The following is an 18,308-nucleotide window of genomic DNA, read 5'->3' on the forward strand; positions in this document are numbered from 1 at the left end:
AAAGCTGGGGATCACGGTCAAGACATATGTGACACTAAAAGCTGCAAATGATCGCTGGATCACACTATTTTAATTCATTAATTGGCTGCGGAATGACAGATGAATGGATAAGCGGAAAGTTAACACCTCAAAAGGTCTACGCCTATAACTTAAGTGTATTCTGTTTTTTTCAGATATATCTTGCGTTCACAGCAGCAAATGTACAGCCAACACTTGATCTTAAAATAATCGATATAGATCTCAGTAAGGTAGGGTCTAGTGCTTTTGCAAAGAAACACAAATTTCGCGCGGGCAGAGCGGTTAAATTTGAAGCACCCAGCCATTTAAAGCGAGAGATCATAAAGTTTTTAAAGTTAAGGGCCTGGGCTGAAACTCTTGAACTGCCTGGAGATGCCCAAGAGTACCTGTTCGTCAAAATTGGCGAAAGTAATAAATTACAACGGTTCGACAGAAGTGGCGGTGTAATCCTCACCAGAAAATCTCCCCTATTTAAAGGGCTTACTAAAATATCGTCCAGGGATATAAGACAGATTGCAGGTGAATATTTCATTCGAAAATCACAAGGTAAAGTTTCTTTGGTTGCTAAGAAACTAAACAACTCAGTGGCTACGACAGAAAGAGCTTATACGTCAATTGATATAGAAACTCAGGCTAAGGAAATGAATCGTTATCATGAGGAGCTGAGTTCTCAAGTTAGGTATTTTAATCGAACAACTAGTAGTCCCCTTCCTGTGAGTCTTGCAAGTGAAGACGAATCTGAATGAATCGCCTCCGGGTCCTGTACTAACATGAACGGTGAAATCCCTTCGAGAACCAATGGATTTAACTCTAAAGCCCCTGAGCCAACCTGCGGTACGTTCGAAAGTTGTCTTTTCTGTGAATACTTCGCAGTCCATGAAGATTTTGAAGATATCCATAAACTTTTAAGTCTGAGAGAAGCGCTGAATGCCACATCAATGATTCGAAATGACTCAGAGCATCATGAAGCGGTTGTTAAACCCGCAATATTTAGGATTGACGAAATCTTAGGTTTTGTAAGCAAAAATAATCGTGGGCTTGGGGGGGTAATAAGGCAGGCCGAAGACGAGATAGAAATGGGGAACTATAGCCGACATTGGAGTAGGCAGATTGAAATTTTGATCCGTTTGGCTAGCAGCGCAGGAAAGAGGGTTATAGTTTGTCGAAATTAATGTCGCGTAACCCTATTGTTAAAGAGGTCAATCCACCAAATGAATTTTCAGACCTAAAACCTGCTGATGATATGGTGGTTACGATCAATAAAGATGGAAGCCCTAGATCGATATTTCGGGATGATACATGGGATTACAGCGCTACAAGCTCAACGTTGCGATTACTTAACTTCAGAGCAAAGATCGAGAGCATTACCCCAGTTGATGGAGTAAAACTAGCAAGCAAAAAATAGTTTAAATATCGCTAATGATTTTCTTAAAACTCTTACGTTACATTGGATAAGTGCGCTGGGTGGCTGTTCAATGTCAAAGCTTAACGGCGATGTGACGGCTATTTCGTTTTTGGTGCGATACTGTTCAGACAGAGAGATACCCCCGGAAAATATCTTTTCTACCCCCGACGCAATCGATTTCTTAACGAGCCGAGCTTCTACAACAAAACAAGTAGGGCTTTTTCTCGGAAAAATTCAGCGCATATCTGATACCGCAACGGTACTCAGCAATAACAGATTCTGGCAAGGAATAAGGCCCTCGGTTGAGTTTCTCAGTAGATTGAAAAGAACCCGAAAAAAGTTCCCAGAAACCACGGGCTCAGTACAGACGCTACTTATTCCTTCAGATATCTATCAAAGTGTCCTCAAGACAACCATTGAAGATCTGGATTGTTTCTTGCGACACGAGAAAGCAATAAAGCTTGTCTTTGCATTGCGAAGCCTTGCAAGAGATAAAGGAGTTGCGCTGGATAGGAGCTTGGTTCCTACCGCAACAACAAGAGGCCAGGATGGGCGTATCCAATACTACTGGAAAAAGTTACTGCGTGAGAATGTGGATGTTTCTACAGCACTGAAAGAGCTTTATAAAGCAGGTATCTCAAAAAGTGAAAGCTGGGCTGGCCTTGTCGAAAACCTGAAGCGCTGGCAGCTCCGATGTGCCATTTTAATATCTGCGTTTACTGGTATGCGCAAGAGTGAATTGTTGGCCATTCCCCTTAACGGATTAAAGACAATAAATACCGAAAATGGCCTTATTCCTGTTGTTTGGTCGACAACAACAAAGCTTGAAGCCAATGGTGCTCCTCGGTTTACGAAATGGGTGACGTGCTCAGCAGTCGAAGCTGCTTTTAAGGTTGCAAAGATAATTACTGAAGGTGTGCTTGAATGGTCTGGCGACAGGCGAGTAACGGATATCCAAGAACAAGAAACGCCGCTTTTCATGTCGGTTCAACACGGGAAAAGTGGTATTCCACACCGGCAATTCAGCTTTACGACAGCTACCTTTTTCTTAAAAAGTATTAATGTGGATCTCTACAAGAAAGAGCTAAAAGTCACTGAGCAAGATATAGCAGAGACAAGTTGGTTTCTGTATGGGGAGGGCGTACCAGAGGCTATCGAAGTAGGTAAAGTCTGGCCTCTAACATTTCACCAGTTTAGGCGGTCAATGACCGTCTATGCAGCCGCTAGCGGAATGGTGTCTTACCCAGTACTCAAGGCACAGCTTAAACATATCAGCATGGTGATGACAGTATATTACTCAGACTCAAATTCTAGAGCCATAAATATTCTGGGTGATGAAGCCGAGATAAAATCTCTACGTGCTGAGTGGTCAGATGCCAAAGCGCGTGCTGAAGCGGATAGTATCTATGCGCTACTAGAAAGTAATCAGCCATTAGAGGGTATCGCGGGCAGAAGGTTGAAAGCCCAAAAAGATAGAGATGAATTGCCCATGTTCTTGGAAAGCAGGGCATCGACAAAGCAAGCGGTAAAAAAGGGGAAGTTTCGATATCGGCCCACATTAGTTGGAGGGTGTATATCTGTGACAGCCTGTAATAAAGGCGCTGGCGTACTCGCATCCGCCTGTATCAGTTGCGAAAATTCCGTATTCCTTCCAGGGTCAAGAGCCGCGCTAGAGCAGACAAAAGAGTTTTATGAGGCCCAGCTAGCCGAAGGCACCCCAAAGCGTGCGCGACAAGAATACGAGACCAATATTAAGCACATAGATAGCTTTTTGCAGAGACTTGTTGAAACAGAGGAGGTCACTTGAAAACACGCAGTAAAATCGAAGAGGAGTATTGGGAAGCCCTTGAGCGCTTGAAAAGTGGCACAACCAAGAGTGTCGATACCAAGTCTACTCGATTTAAATTCACTAAAGATGCTGTTGGGCGTGAGGCTGGCCGAGGAAAAGGGTACGTGCGTTATGAAAGGTACCCTTTACTGTGCGAAGCCATCGCAGATGCAGAAGAAGCTAGAAAGAAAAATGGTCCAGCAACACCAACGGCCAATGCTAAGCTTGAACAGCAGAAAGCGCTAAAACAAAAAGCGATAGGTGACTATAACCAGCTAAAGCAAGAATACGATCTGTTGATGACGGAATACCTCAATGTAGTGAGGCGCAATTTTGAGCTAGAAACAGGGCTTGCTGAGACTAAGGATGTTAAAATTATCAGAATACCAAATGTGCGCTAAGTACTTGTATTAAAAATAGAATGGTTTTTATGTCTCTGTTTTTGAACGTTTTTCGAGTTGTCAGTTCGTATCAGGAAGTGAACAAATGAGTGTATGCAGTACCGATGATGAATACTGTCAAAATTTGATAAATGCATTTGCGGGCATTCTCCCCAACTTGACAATTGAAGGTGGCGCAGAAGAGCCGTTCTACAAAGCCCCGACAGTGAATACACAGGCCATCCTATATTTTAGAAGTAACTATCCACGCAGCCTTTTACATGAAATGTCGCATTATTGTTTAGCGGGTGATTGGCGAAGAGGTTTGGACGATTTCGGTTACTGGTACGCCCCGTGCGGAAGAACAGCCGAAGAGCAGCAGCGTTTTGAAGAAGTTGAAGCGAGGCCACAAGGATTGGAAAAAGCCATTTGTGAAATTGTTGGGCTTAAGTTTTCACCAAGCCTTGATGATTTTTCAGGACGGCCACCGTCGGAAAGTTTTCTACAAGAGTTAGAAAAAGCCTATCAAGAGATGCGGGTAAACCCACCCCCCACCGCCAATAAAGTGTTGTCTGGACTGAAGAAGTACTGGGATAGCAATGGGCTAAATAAGCCATGTCGGTTCGTTGAGTTTGATGTCTAGTAGTACTGATTCTCTCTAAGTTTATGTGTAAATCGAGTGAGAATATTTCACTATAAGTGGTATCAAAATAAGCGTTGATGAGTCGATATTGTTGCTGTGCGGTTTGAGGAAAATGCCTTGGTTTCTTACGCCATGTCTAAGCACAGACTCTGATGCGGCTGTAAGCTATATAAGCCGAGCTCCGAAGGTTTTGCAAAAGCAAGGCCGAGTCGCAAACTGTGCAATACGCATACACGAAGAGCTTATGCGTGCTAGAACAGAATGGTCTGACACGCATGTGGAAATTTTCGAGTTACGTGCTCTCGCATTTTGGCACCAACAAGTAGTAGGATCAATATAGTAATCACATGACTTGTAGTACATTAGTGGCATATGCGCTCGTATGCTTTTTAGGGAAATTCTTATGTATATCAGGAAGTTGATAATTAAAAACTACTGTAGCTTCCGTTTTTTCGAAGCCCAGCTTCAACAGCTAACAGTTGTCATTGGTGAAAACGATACTGGTAAGACGAACTTTTTCACCGCACTTTCGTTACCGTTAAGCGGCAACCAAATAGACTTCAACCAGAAGCGTTTGAGTGTTTCTGACATCAACAAAGATGCCGTTATTGATTTTCTGACGTCTATAGTCAATGACGATGCTGAAAAGAATCAACTTCAGAAGATCCCTAAAGTATCAGTAACCGTAGAGTTCGCTGATCCGAAAAATGCTTATGAAACAGCGCTGCTGGCTAAGTGGATTGTTGCTGATGGTGATGAAGAAACTTACAAAATCAGATATGACTTCAAGCCTAAAGACGACAAAGACTTGCTTGAGGTCGTGAAAAAATCACTCGCTGGTAAAGCATTAGAGGATATTAACTGGTTTACTTTACCCGTTGAGCTATACGACTACCAAATCGTATCTGTGAACAATGAAAAGCCTATCGCATACAGTGACTTAAAACACGTCAGTGTCCATAGTATCAATGCCGAGCGAGATGACTTCTCAGAAAGCAGTTCAATGAAGTCCAATAGTATTTTCACAAAACTGCTTATGAACACACTGAACGATGACGACAAAGGTCAGATCAACACAGCCTACTCTGAGTTCTTTAGTGCTATTGAAAAGACTGAAACATTTGACAAAATCATTGGAACTAATGAAGACTTTGAGAACTACGACAGTATTATCAAACAGCTTGAGTGCACTCCTAACCTGCCTAACTTGAAGAACATTTTGTCGAACATCACTTTGAAATACGGTAATGAATTTCTGTACCAAAAAGGCTTGGGACAACGAAATCTTATCTACATACTCATCCTGTTTGCTTACTACAAGTCATGTGGTGATACATTCAACTTGTGCTGTATAGAAGAGCCAGAAGCACACTTGAGCGTTAACAACCTTCGTTTAGTAAGAGACTTCATTGAGAAAAGCTCAAGCAACAGTGGCTCGCTTGTACAAACTATCATTTCTACTCATAATCCATCGATCATCAACAAGCTGAAAATTTCTAATGTCTTGGCGTTTACTGGCGAGAAAGCAATTAGTCTGTCCGATACTCCAACTAAGCTAGTTGACTACCTAAGGAAAAGACCTAATTTCGACATCCTAAAGCTGCTATTCGCAAACAAAGTCATTCTCGTAGAGGGTCCGACTGAAGAATTACTGATCAGCACTTATTTGTCTAAAAAAACAGCCCTCAACGACATTGATATTATTCCAATTGGTCAACGTGGTTACGCCACTTTCTTAGATATATGGCTCGCCTTGAACAAAGATAACCAGAACAAGAAAATTGGTGTTATCCGTGATTTTGACAATTCAGATGCAGCTAAAGCCAGACACGATGCTTATGACGCGGCGCATGAGAATGTCACTGTAAGAACAACGAGAAATTATACACTTGAAATTGATTTAGTAGAAGCCGAAGAAAATCTAGCCTTGCTTAATGATTTATTCGAAATGGATGGCGGCCTTAAAGAAGTGTCCGATCACATGATTAATGGTAAAACAGCAAGAATGCTGGATGTCTGTGATGCGATGGTTGATGAAGAGAGCCCTCTGGATATCAAGTTACCATCTCATATCGCAGAGGTTGTTGAGGCTCTGTCATGATTGAAGTCCAAATTGCTGGAGCTGGTGCGGGGAAAACTTATGGCTTAGCTGAATCGTTGATAGATCATATCAAAGCTTGCACTAGTCACAAAAAGACATTCGCACTGACATACACAAACTCAGCAACAGCGAAGATAGAGCAAGTGATAATCAAACAACATGGGTTTATTCCGTCAAATCTCTGTATACAGACAGTCCATAGCTTTTTGTTGAACGAAATCATCTATCCATTTTCGTTATTCACTCTCGGTGATGTCTATAACGACACATCAATAATGATGTTACCTCATCCTAAGTACAAAAATAGCCTTTTTGCACGGCTTAGAAATATAAATGTCATTCATGCAGATAATGTATACAACATCGCTAAACAGATTGTTGATGAAGCCGTCAGCAAGCACAACAACAAAGCTAAGAAAGCAAGAGTCCGCAGGTTATTAGCTATTCTAGAGAGTTGCTTTGACAAAATATTCATCGACGAAGTCCAAGACTTAGATGGCGATGCTCTCCGCTTTTTCGAGGTGCTAGGCAGCAACGATATTGACGTATACATGATTGGAGATCCAAAACAAGCAATCAAGTATCCCCAAGCACTTGATACTTTCGTTAAAAAAGTAATTTCAAAAGAATACGCAAATATCTTACCAATCAACAATCAAACCAGACGAGTACCCACAGAGATCTTAGCCGTATCTAACAGCTTCTGTTATGAAGACCAGCAACAAGAATCACTATCAGAAGTAGTCGGTGAACTCATGTACATAGAATCGGTGGATGGACGATATGACGAGCTACTAACGAATTACATAGATGAAAAACAACTTGTTTGTATCGACAAAAAGAATGGTCGTTATACAACTTCGTCTAAACACAAACACGCATTCCCACGAGAGATCGAGGAAATGATTCGCGAGTCTAACCACAAGAAAGACAAAACTTTGTTTGTTAAAGCCGCTTTTGCTGACTTTATGGACGATGCAATCAATGAAGATAGTAAGCGAGCCATAAGCAAACTCATTGCTCGGCATTCATTGACTCTCAATAAACAGCACTTCGCCCAATTACATGAGCTGTGCAATTCATGCACAAAAAATGACGTTCAATTCAAAGTCCAAAGTATCGACTCTATCAAGGGATTGGATGCCGATACTTGTGTAATCATACTCAGCGCTAACACCCTGAAATACTTAACCCAAAATGGTATTGGCAAAGCAAATCGTTTTAATAAAGAGTGGAAGCGAGTCTATGTAGCTCTTACTCGTGCCAAGAAGAAGTTGGTCTTAGCATTAGATCACGATTTACTTTCTAAAGAAGACATGGCGGAAGTTAGGGATTCCATAGGTGAATTGGGATTTGTTAATCATAACTAGTATATATTTGTCCACAAATGCCGATGGAGTCTAATAGAAGTCAGACTCAACAAAATGAGTCAGATTTAGTCGGCCATCTGTAAATAGTTCTATTTGACGCTACTTGTAACTTGTTTCAGGGAGTGAACGTGTTAGAACGGGTCGGTTTGAGCTGAATGAATTATGTTAGTTCCTCATTGATTTTGATGTACAAACCAATCTATCGTGGTCTCTTTTTTGTACACTTTTAAGTGTATTAGCTGTACAAAGGTTGTTTTTATTTTTTCTATACTTACCATGGAGTTATCTATGTACATTAATGATTATGATGTTAGTAGAAATTGCACACTGGACCATTGCCGGTGAGAAACGCCGTCAACTGGAAGATTATGGCTATTGGTATCACCCCGATGGCCGCGATGCTGACACGCAAGCCGCGTTTGAAGCGGTAGAAGTGAAGCCTCAAGCGATTGAGTGGATCCTTGCGGCAAGCTGTGGCTTTCGTTTTCAAGTCAGCTGCGACAACTTAAGTGGCGTAGAGCCCGATCGCTATGCCTTTGCGGGCAAAGTCCGTCAGCAAGTCATTGATTATTTATCTGACGCAGAGGCAAGCCCGGCTTTGCCCGTGCGCGCTAAGCAGTTTTCTGATACCTTGCGAGACTTTTACGGTGTCTCTGCTCTGGGGCCCGATGACTTTACGTTGCCCAGCTAAGGTTAATAAGATGAAAGTTCAAGATTATGAAGCACGCATTTTGGCATTAATCGATGAGATGGTAGACACTGCCTCAGACGATGAATTATTTGCGAGTGGCTATTTACGCGGCCACGTCTCGCTGGCGGCTGCGGATTGTGAGTTAGAGGGCATGGATGAAGTGGCGTCATTAAAAGCGCGCGTGGACACTAGCTTGTCGAAAAATGCGAGTGAACTCTCACCGGGCGATCAACGCTTGGTCGGGGCGCTTTGGGATCTGCTTCAGCAACAAGTCGAAAAATCGGCTTAATACTGCAATACCGCGCTTCTCAATAACTGCGCTTTTTAACTCCTATTCTGCGGTATCCAGTGATTATCAAGCCATCGCCTCGACGATGGCTTGGTTGTTTTTCCCCACACGTGCTTGTTTTTACTGATATATAACTAACGATTCGCTACACCGCTTTACCTTTTAGCAGTTTGCGGACCCACATGCGTCCCGGGTGCAGGGTATCGAGTACTGACTGTGGCAAAGGCAAGGGCTCATCACATAACTGAGCGACGAGGATTTCTGCGGCGAGAGGCGCGGAGGTAAGACCGCGAGAACCAAGCCCCAGAAGGCAATATAGCCCAGGGTAAACAGGGACGGAACCGGCTTTTTCCTTGTCTTTTTGCAGGGTTTGGTAGGCTAAAAGCAGTGCGTCGTAATCACACACATTGCCGATAAATGGCAGGTGGTCGCGACTGGCACAGCGCACACCAACGCGTCCTGTTTCGGCAACAGGCACATGATGCGCCCAATCAGTGTCAATACAGTCGGTTAAGCGCTGCTGGTTTTCAACCTGATTGGCCGATTGAAATTCAAGGTCGGCATTGTTGCGCGCATAGCTTGCGCCTAAGCAATGTTCACCAGCCTGATTCGCCGGTGTTAAATAGCCCTCAAAACATAACACCGTGTTCAGTGCGCGGAGGTCAGCATTGGTGGGGACATGGCTCACTTGGCCGCGCACGGGGTAAACCGGAATGGGTGCCGTTTGGTCAAAGTTATCCGCTTGGTGCCCATTGGCGATAATCACGTTCTGGTGACACAGCTCACCGTTGGCGGTACTCAGGGTCCAACCATTATCCGTTTGTATTAACGCATTGATGTGACAATCAAAATGCGCGCTTAGCTGTCCGCGGGTGATAGCGGCACCAATCACGCCTGCGGTAAACTGTTGCGGACTGAGCCAGCCGCCCAGCGGGTAAAACACACCGGCATGCCCAGTTTCTACTCCCACTTTTTCTGTCACTGCGTCTTGGCTTACGCGCATGACCAGTGCCTCAGGAAATGCGCCATGAAGCATTTTTTCGAGCTTAGAGGCGCTTTTCTCGTCATAGCCTAGTTGGGTAACACCACACCAGTCATGTTCAAAGGCGATGCCTTGTTCAGCCTGTTGGCGAATAAACTGCCGAGCAAATAAAAAAGCGGGCGCAAAAAACTGACTCAAGTTGTCGTTGTTACCATTAAGGAGTGGATAAACCGCTCCTTGCTGATTTCCGGATGCGCCTGCCGCTGGCTGCGGGTCTTGGCAATAAAGCGTGACTTGCTTGCCTCGCTGAAGTAATGCGCTAATCAAGGCTGCACTGGCAATACCACCGCCAATAATGGCAATGTCATCCGCTGTTGCGGCGGATGTGCGCGCATACCAAGGTGGATGGCTGGCAGTGGCTTGACGAGCAGGTAAAGCGCCCGCTAACATTTCTCGCTTGTGACCAAAGCCTTTTACCTTTTTCATGTCAAAGCCGGCGTCAATCAGTCCACGGCGGACAAAGCCGGCCGCGGTGAAAGTCGCGCAGGTACACTGCTCTCGCGCAAGTCTTGCCATGCCATTAAATAAATCCTGGTTCCACATTTCAGGGTTTTTGCTTGGGGCAAAACCATCTAAATACCAGGCATCAACAATCCCTTTCTGACCTGTTGGTACTTGTGGTAACCAATCTTTAATATCCCCAAACCATAAATCGAGTGTAATCTGACCATCAGCTAATACAATACGTTGACAACCCGCTAACGGTACGGGGTAATGGGCGCGAAGTTGTTCAGCATAGTTTGCAAGCTCGGGCCAAGCTTGATGGGCACGCGCGAGATCTTCTACGGTCAAAGGGTACTTTTCAAAACTGATAAAGTGGAGGTGCGTGACGGTGCTATCAAGGTTAGCATGGCGGAATTGGTCAAAGGCATGCCAGGTGGCGAGAAAGTTTAGCCCGGTTCCAAATCCGGTTTCTGCAATCACAAAGCGTGACTGAGTTGCCGTATGCCAACGTTCGGGTAACTGATTTTGCCCCAGGAACACGTAGCGCGTCTCAGCTAAGCCGTCGTGATTGGAAAAGTAGACGTCGTCGAACTGATCAGCAACAGGCGTACCTGTATCATTCCAGCTGATTTTTGCATGGTCGATTGAGGGAGTGCTCACAAATGCCTCATACACAGGAAAGAGAAGATGGAAATTGTACTGATAGAAAGGAAAGCTGACCACTTATCAGCTTTAAAAACGCTATCATCCACTGCGAAATTAACGTCTAGGAAAGAATCATGAAACGAGCTGTCATTACAGGCATGGGGATTGTTTCCAGTATTGGTAACAACGTCAAAGAAGTGCTGGAGTCGCTCAAAGCGGGGAAATCTGGCATTAACTTCTCTCAGCAGTTTGCAGATATGAAGCTGCGCAGCAACGTTTGGGGGGATCTCAAACTTAACCCAGCCGACCACATTGATCGTAAAAAAATGCGCTTTATGGGGGACGCGGCTGGCTTCGCCTATTTAGCCATGGAGCAGGCGATTGAAGACTCAGGCTTAGCCCCTGAGCAAGTTTCTAATCCGAGAACGGGCCTAGTTGCCGGTTCTGGGGGAGCATCATCGGTCAACCAAGTCACGGCGGTTGATACCTTACGCGAGAAAGGTGTAAAACGCGTCGGCCCTTATATGGTGCCACGTACTATGTCATCCACGGTCTCAGCGTGCTTGGCGACCCCGTTTCAAATTAAAGGGGTCAACTACACCATGAGCTCGGCCTGTGCGACATCGGCACACTGTATTGGCCATGCGCTTGAGCTGATTCAATTGGGTAAACAAGACGTCGTGTTTGCTGGTGGCGGCGAAGAGCTTGATTGGTCACTCACCATGATGTTTGACGCCATGGGCGCACTCTCAACCAAATACAATGATGATCCACAAAAAGCGTCACGTACCTATGATGCCGATCGCGATGGTTTCGTGATTTCTGGCGGCGGCGGTATGCTGGTGGTTGAAGAGCTTGAGCATGCGCTGGCGCGCGGTGCCACCATTTATGGTGAAATTGTCGGCTATGGGGCAACGTCTGACGGCTATGATATGGTCGCGCCATCCGGCGAAGGGGCGGTGCGCTGTATGAACATGGCGATGCAAGATGTTGATGGCGAGGTGGATTATATCAACACCCATGGCACGTCAACGCCAGTGGGTGATGTCAAAGAGCTTGGTGCCATCCAAGAAGTCTTTGGTGGTAAGAGCCCTGCTATTTCCGCGACCAAGTCGATGACAGGCCATGCACTCGGTGCTGCTGGGGCGCATGAAGCCATTTACTCGACGCTAATGCTGGCGCACGGCTTTGTCGCCCCGAGTATCAATGTTGATAACTTGGATCCGGCCGCTGATGGGCTAGATATTGTGACACAACCACGTGAGCAAGCACTCACTCGTGTTATGTCAAACAGCTTCGGATTTGGCGGAACGAACGCCACCTTGGTGATTGAAAAGTATCGCGGCTAATATCGCGCTTATTTTCAGGTTCTCAATGGACCCGGCCACGGCCGGGTTTTTTATTATTGGCCCGACGTGGGGGCATGCTTTTTGGCGGATGTTTTCTTACAGGTAGGGCGATACAATGGGCGTTATTTTTCAGCGCTCGTACGCGACGTTAAAAACAGGATGCTGACCGTGAAAATAGTTGTAGATGAAAACATGCCCTATGCCCAGGCATTGTTTAGCCAATTAGGTGAAGTCGTTGCCTTACCTGGCCGGGCGATCGGTGCGGAAGATATCCAAGATGCCGACGCTTTGTTGGTGCGCAGTGTCACGCATGTTAATCACGCGTTGATTAAAGATGCCAAGCAATTACGCTTTGTCGGTTCGGCTACCGCGGGAGAAGATCACCTTGATTTTGATGCACTGCAAGCACAAGGCGTATATGCCACGGCAGCGCCGGGTTGCAACAAAGTTGGGGTCGCGGAATATGTGATCAGTGCCTTATTGGTGTTGGCGCAACAGCAAGCATTTAAATTGACCGACCGAACCGTCGGTATTGTCGGTATCGGTCACGTTGGGAGTTACTTAGCTGATCGTTTAGCTGCACTGGGCATTAAAACCTTGCTCTGCGATCCGCCGCGTCAGGCGCGTGAGAATCGCGCGGATATGGTGGATATTGATACGCTGATTGCACAATCGGATGTGGTGACCTTTCATACGCCTCTGACGTCGACTGGTGAGCACCCTACTCATCACTTGATGAATCACGCTCGTTTAAATGCACTCGTACCGGGAAGCATTTTGATTAATGCCGCACGCGGCCCGATTGTTGATAATCAAGCGCTTAAGACACGGCTGGCACGAGGCGATATGGATGCAGTTTTGGACGTGTATGAGCATGAGCCCGAGGTCGATCTTGCTTTGGTCGAACGGCTAACCTTTGCAACGCCACATATCGCTGGCTATGGATTGGAAGGAAAAGCACGCGGTACCACCATGGTGTTTAATGCCTTATGCCAACATTTATCGTTACCACAGCGCGCTGACGCCGCCGATCTATTGCCGACAGCGCCCATTCCTTCTGTGCAACTAGCCGCGCCTTGGCAGCAGACTGATCTTATGGCGTTAACCCAACTTGTTTATGATATCCGTCGCGACGATAGTGATTTTCGCCGAGCGATGACACAAGCAGGGGAGAACAAACCGGCACAGCGTACAGCCTTTGACCAATTACGAAAAAATTACTGGGATCGACGTGAGTACAGTGCGATCACGGTAGCCGGACACGCTGATTTCGGGTTACAGTCGCTGGCTAAGCTGGGCTTTAGTATTGAGGAGCACGCATGACACAAGCATTTGATGTTGCGGTTTTGGGCGCAACAGGTGCGGTAGGCCGTACCATTATCGACATTTTAGAAGAGCGCGATTTTCCTATTGGCACTCTCCACCTGCTTGCCAGCGAGCGCAGTGCCGGTGAAACCATTACCTTCAAAGGCGAAAGTTTGCGTGTGCAAAACGTCGACACCTTTGATTGGACCCAAGTTCAAATTGGCTTGTTTTCGGCAGGCGCGCAAACCTCCGCACATTGGGCGCCTATTGCCGCAGAAGCAGGAGTGGTGGTGATCGATAATACCTCACAATTCCGCTATGATTTCGATGTGCCCTTGGTGGTGCCGGAAGTTAATCCAGCCGCGATTGGTGATTTTCGTAACCGCAATATTATTGCAAATCCCAATTGCTCAACGATTCAGATGCTGGTCGCATTAAAACCCATTTACGATGCCGTGGGGATCGAACGTATTAACGTCTCTACCTATCAATCGGTGTCAGGATCTGGAAAGTCGGGTGTCGACGAACTCGCAGGCCAAACGGTGAAACTGCTCAATAGCCAAGATGCCGAACCTTCGCTCTATAGCAAACAAATTGCTTTCAATTGCTTGCCTCAGATCGATCAATTTATGGATAACGGCTACACCAAAGAAGAAATGAAGATGGTGTGGGAAACGCAAAAGATTTTCGCTGATGAGATGATTGGGGTTAACCCTACTTGTGTGCGTGTGCCTGTTTTTTATGGCCATGCAGAAGCGGTGCATATCGAATGCCGTCAACCCATTGACGCAACAGAGGCGATGGCAATCCTTAGCCAGCACGAGCATATTGAAGTCTTTGAAGGCGAAGAGTATCCAACCCAAGTCAAAGAAGGGACGGGATCAGACAAGGTGCTTGTGGGACGGGTCCGTAACGACATTAGCCATCCAAATGGTTTAAACCTCTGGGTGGTTGCTGACAATGTGCGTAAGGGTGCCGCGACCAACACGGTACAAATTGCTGAAGTCTTAGTGCGCGATTATCTTTAATCGACAGCGTGTGACGATGACAAGAGCGTGATGGTCCACGCATCACCATGTCAGTTTGATTGATACCCCATCCGTTGATGGGGTATTTTTTTAGGCATTAAATTTGCACAGATGACGATACGCGAAGTGTGGGCATGCTATCATCGAGGCAAAACTGAGGCAGAGCGCCCACAGTTTGATCGCACAACACACTTTTATATCATCAAACTACAGTTTTTCGCATGGCTTCCGATATAGTTAGATATTTAGTGAGGCCATTTCTGCCATAGGGAGTGCGGGTGTGTCCAACGCACAGCAAAGTGAACAGTCTTCTTCTCAAACGCGATTGACGATAATCTCGCACACAGTGAGGCGGCATCTTCTTGCCGTCGTGGGGTTATTGGCGATCAGTCTCGTCAGTGTGTCTACCTTACCGGTCGAGGCGGCCATTCGTATTCTGGGCCCGCAAGACGAAATGACGACTGAGTCGTCATCCGCACAACAACCGCCTACGGTGCAATCCGCGCAGCAATATGGCCCAACAGGTGCAAACGAAACCTTGTGGTCGATTGCGACGCAAATGCGTCCCAATACACAAGTCAGTGTTTACCAAACATTGGGCGCGATTTTCCGTCTCAATACCGACGCGTTTGCCAATAATAATATCCATCGCTTGCAGCCAGGTAGCACATTAGTGATGCCAACCTTGGAGCAAATCGAACGAGAAAGTACGCAAGATGTCGTAAATCGTCTTGAAATTGATGACGCACGTAAGCAAGCACAAACGACGACACCATTGAGTGATCAAGTCACTCAGCCTGACACTCAAGCATCAGAGCAAGTCGACCCCGAGCAAGCTGAACCAGAATCGCAACAAAGCGCCTCAGAAACAGAGCAGGCACAGGACGCTGAAGCGAGTGAGCCTGAGACACTACAACCTGAAGTGGTAGAAACGTTGCAATCGCAGCTACAAAACTCAGATCAAGAAATGACCCGCTTGGTTGAGAGTAATCATGTGCTCAAAGTGCGCTTATCCGAAGTTCAGTACGAACTGAATGCGCTGAAAGAAAAAATGAGCAGTGATGACGAGTTGAATCAGGAAATACGTGCTTTCCTAGAACAACAACGTCAGCAGCAGGCGAAACAAGAGACGCAGCCTCCCTCTGCGGTCGACTCTTTATTGGATAATCCACTCCTGCTGGCCATGTTCGCGATCATTCCTGGCGCGTTAATTGCCGGTGGGGTTTTCTTCTTCTTGGCGCGTCGTAAGAAACAAAACGAAGAGCATGACGAGCCCGCCTCACTCGACCATGATGAGCTAGATGATATGCCGGTTATCATGGTGCCCGATCCTGAAGATGAGCAGGAAGAGGAGAGTCACCAAGATCAATCTGACGATGAGTTAGAGATCACTGAGGATGGTGGTAGTGATGAAGACGTGGCATTTGGTGATGACACGGACCTTGATGATCTCAATCTTGACGATGAACTGGACGACATGTCTGGTAACGAATCGAGCGTTGCGCCAACCAGTGACGATGCCATTGGACTCGAGGACATGGAGCGTGCGTTAGATGAATTGGCGGATACACCGCCTGCCGATACCGAAACGTCGACCGACAGCGAAAGTGAAACCGACGACGCAGCCCTCCCTGAAGAGGAAATGAGTGCAGACGAGGCGCTTGCAGCAGAGTGGGCGAAAGCGCTAGAAGAAGGTAACGACAGTGATGTAGATGACATTGATGCCTTGCTCGCCGGGGAATCGGGCACTGAATCTGCGCCGGAGGACCCCTCTGAGTCCACGCGTGAATCAGAAGCAGACGTAGAGAGTGATACTGAGGCGACATCGGATGATAACCCTGAATCAAGCGAAGCGTCGGAAGAGCAAGCACCGAATGATGCATTATTTGACTCAGCCCTTGCCGATGAGCCAGCGTTAGATCTCAGCCAAGAAATTGATTTATCAGATGATGACGACGAAGACAGCGTTTCGCTCGACAACACGACCGAGCTCCTTGATGAGCTTGTCGGTGATGATGATGACGATGATGATAGCTGGTTGAATGATCAAGATGATACGGAGACTGAGTTTGATGAAAGCAGTGATGCTTTACTGGATGAAGTATTAGACAACGATGATCCGCACCTTGAAGACTCTGACGCCTTGTTGGAGGAAGTGTTAGGTGACGACGACGAATCCGATCCACTTGCGGAGGAAGATGATCCTGCACTGTGGGAAGAAGCTGAAGACAGCGATCCTAATGAAGCGGAACTCGAAAAACTGCTTTATGAATCAGAGGGTGAACCAGAGCCTGATCCCCGTAAGGCAGAACAGCCCGCAGAGCCCGAGACTGACGACGACGCACAGGGTGACACGAATGAAACGCCAGTCGATGACACTGCGGAATCCGAGACTGACGATGACGTACAGGATGACACGGACGAAGAGCCAGTCGATGACACCGCTGAATCCGATGCACAGGATGACGTGGACGAAGGTCCAATCGCGAATGATCAGCCAGTAGACGCTCAACCCGAACAAACGGCTGAATCGGATGACGTCGCCGAGGTTGAAGACACACCCGACACTGCACCTGAAGAGCCAGCCGATGACACTGCAGAGCCCGAGGCTGACGACGACGCACAGGGTGACACGAATGAAGCGCCAGTCGATGACACCGCTGAACCCGAGGTCGAGGCTCAGGACGATACAGATGAAGCACCCGTCGCCGACGAGTCACTAGCAGACCAACAACCCGAACAAACGGCTGAGCCGGATGACGCCGCCAAGATTGAAGACACATCCGACACTGCACCTGAAGAGCCAGCCGATGACACTGCAGAGCCCGAGACTGACGATGACGTACAGGATGACACGGACGAAGCGCCAGGCGAGGATACCGCTGAATCCGATGTACAGGATGACGTGGACGAAGATCCAATCGCGAATGATCAGCCAGTAGACGCTCAACCCGAAGAAACGGCTGAGCCGGATGACGCCGCCAAGATTGAAGACACATCCGACACTGCACCTGAAGAGCCGGCCGAGGACACTGCGGGATCCGAGACTGAGGACGACGCACAGGATGACAAGGACGAAGCGCCAGACGATGACACCGCTGAATCCGATGCACAGGATGACGTGGACGAAGAGCCAATCGCGAATGATCAGCCAGAAGACGCTCAACCCGAACAAACGGCTGAGCCGGATGACGCCGCCAAGATTGAAGACACACCCGACGCTGCACCTGAAGAGCCGGCCGAGGACACTGCGGAATCCGAGACTGAGGACGACGCACAGGATGACACGGACGAAGAGCCAATCGCGAATGATCAGCCAGAAGACGCTCAACCCGAAGAAATGGCTGAATCGGATGACGTCGCCGAGGTTGAAGACACGCCCGACGCTGAGCCCGAAGAGTCAGTCGATGACACTGCAGAGCCCGAGACTGACGACGATGCACAGGATGACACGGACGAAGCGCCAGCCGAGGACACCGCTGAACCCGAGGTCGAGGCTCAGGACGATACAGATGAAGCACCCGTCGCCGACGAGCAGCCTGATCAAGGCGAAAACCTCGATGATATTAAAGAGGAAGATTTACTCGATTTAACCAATCTGCCTGAATATGACGAAGAAGCCGCACTGGCAGATGCAGAACCGGTTGACGAAGAAGAACAAGCTGCACTTGATAGCGTGCCAGAGCCAGAGCCAGAGCCAGAGCCAGAGCCAGAGCCAGAGCCAGAGCCAGAGCCAGAGCCAGAGCCAGAGCCAGAGCCAGAGCCAGAGC

Annotated in this window: 13 protein-coding genes and 1 pseudogene; 13 read left to right on the forward strand and 1 reads right to left on the reverse strand. The window is 47.3% G+C overall.

Going from position 1 to position 18,308, the window contains the following annotated elements:
- Positions 1 to 92 precede the first annotated feature (92 nt).
- From BZJ21_RS13485 to BZJ21_RS13530, 9 genes and pseudogenes are all read left to right on the forward strand, one after another.
- Positions 93 to 764: a hypothetical protein gene (locus BZJ21_RS13485; protein ID WP_077670043.1), complete on the forward strand. Its 672-nt coding sequence runs from the start codon at positions 93 to 95 to the stop codon at positions 762 to 764.
- Between the two features lie 24 nt (positions 765 to 788).
- The gene (locus BZJ21_RS13490) at positions 789 to 1,190 is read left to right on the forward strand and encodes a hypothetical protein (protein WP_077670044.1); all 402 of its coding nucleotides are present in this window, start codon (positions 789 to 791) and stop codon (positions 1,188 to 1,190) included.
- A 303-nt stretch (positions 1,191 to 1,493) separates the two neighbouring features.
- Positions 1,494 to 3,230, forward strand: a complete 1,737-nt coding sequence (locus BZJ21_RS13500; protein ID WP_077670046.1) for a hypothetical protein — start codon at positions 1,494 to 1,496, stop codon at positions 3,228 to 3,230.
- Positions 3,227 to 3,652, forward strand: a complete 426-nt coding sequence (locus BZJ21_RS13505; protein ID WP_077670047.1) for a hypothetical protein — start codon at positions 3,227 to 3,229, stop codon at positions 3,650 to 3,652. The genes BZJ21_RS13500 and BZJ21_RS13505 overlap by 4 nt, the downstream gene beginning before the upstream one ends.
- Before the next feature lie 85 nt (positions 3,653 to 3,737).
- Positions 3,738 to 4,274: an elongation factor P hydroxylase gene (locus BZJ21_RS13510; RefSeq protein ID WP_077670048.1), complete on the forward strand. Its 537-nt coding sequence runs from the start codon at positions 3,738 to 3,740 to the stop codon at positions 4,272 to 4,274.
- Positions 4,275 to 4,677: 403 nt separating this feature from the next.
- A complete protein-coding gene (locus BZJ21_RS13515; protein WP_077670049.1) occupies positions 4,678 to 6,375 on the forward strand; it encodes an ATP-dependent nuclease in 1,698 nt (565 codons plus the stop codon).
- The gene (locus BZJ21_RS13520) at positions 6,372 to 7,745 is read left to right on the forward strand and encodes a UvrD-helicase domain-containing protein (RefSeq protein WP_077670050.1); all 1,374 of its coding nucleotides are present in this window, start codon (positions 6,372 to 6,374) and stop codon (positions 7,743 to 7,745) included. Before BZJ21_RS13515 ends, BZJ21_RS13520 begins: the two co-directional genes overlap by 4 nt.
- A gap of 316 nt (positions 7,746 to 8,061) precedes the next feature.
- Positions 8,062 to 8,436 (forward strand): annotated as a pseudogene (locus BZJ21_RS13525) (elongation factor P hydroxylase); the annotation flags it as partial.
- A 10-nt stretch (positions 8,437 to 8,446) separates the two neighbouring features.
- On the forward strand, positions 8,447 to 8,725 hold the full coding sequence (locus BZJ21_RS13530; protein WP_021023105.1) for a YfcL family protein: 279 nt from the start codon (positions 8,447 to 8,449) through the stop codon (positions 8,723 to 8,725).
- 145 nt (positions 8,726 to 8,870) lie between these two features.
- Here BZJ21_RS13530 and mnmC read toward each other — a convergent pair whose 3' ends face one another.
- Positions 8,871 to 10,871, reverse strand: a complete 2,001-nt coding sequence (mnmC, locus tag BZJ21_RS13535) for a bifunctional tRNA (5-methylaminomethyl-2-thiouridine)(34)-methyltransferase MnmD/FAD-dependent 5-carboxymethylaminomethyl-2-thiouridine(34) oxidoreductase MnmC (RefSeq protein ID WP_077670052.1) — start codon at positions 10,869 to 10,871, stop codon at positions 8,871 to 8,873.
- 119 nt (positions 10,872 to 10,990) lie between these two features.
- On the opposite strand from mnmC, the gene fabB reads away from it, so the two are divergent.
- The 4 genes from fabB to BZJ21_RS16605 all read left to right on the forward strand — a co-directional run.
- On the forward strand, positions 10,991 to 12,205 hold the full coding sequence (gene fabB, locus BZJ21_RS13540) for a beta-ketoacyl-ACP synthase I (RefSeq protein WP_021023107.1): 1,215 nt from the start codon (positions 10,991 to 10,993) through the stop codon (positions 12,203 to 12,205).
- 168 nt (positions 12,206 to 12,373) lie between these two features.
- Positions 12,374 to 13,528, forward strand: a complete 1,155-nt coding sequence (locus tag BZJ21_RS13545; protein WP_077670053.1) for a 4-phosphoerythronate dehydrogenase — start codon at positions 12,374 to 12,376, stop codon at positions 13,526 to 13,528.
- Positions 13,525 to 14,538 (forward strand): aspartate-semialdehyde dehydrogenase, encoded by a 1,014-nt coding sequence (locus BZJ21_RS13550; RefSeq protein ID WP_021023109.1) that lies wholly within the window; start codon positions 13,525 to 13,527, stop codon positions 14,536 to 14,538. The genes BZJ21_RS13545 and BZJ21_RS13550 overlap by 4 nt, the downstream gene beginning before the upstream one ends.
- Positions 14,539 to 14,818: 280 nt before the next feature.
- Positions 14,819 to 18,308, forward strand: a 3,490-nt coding sequence (locus BZJ21_RS16605) for a FimV/HubP family polar landmark protein (RefSeq protein ID WP_131826352.1), incomplete at its 3' end; no start/stop codon positions are given.

Source organism: Salinivibrio costicola subsp. alcaliphilus (assembly GCF_001996185.1).
GTDB classification, from domain to species: Bacteria; Pseudomonadota; Gammaproteobacteria; order Enterobacterales; family Vibrionaceae; genus Salinivibrio; species Salinivibrio costicola.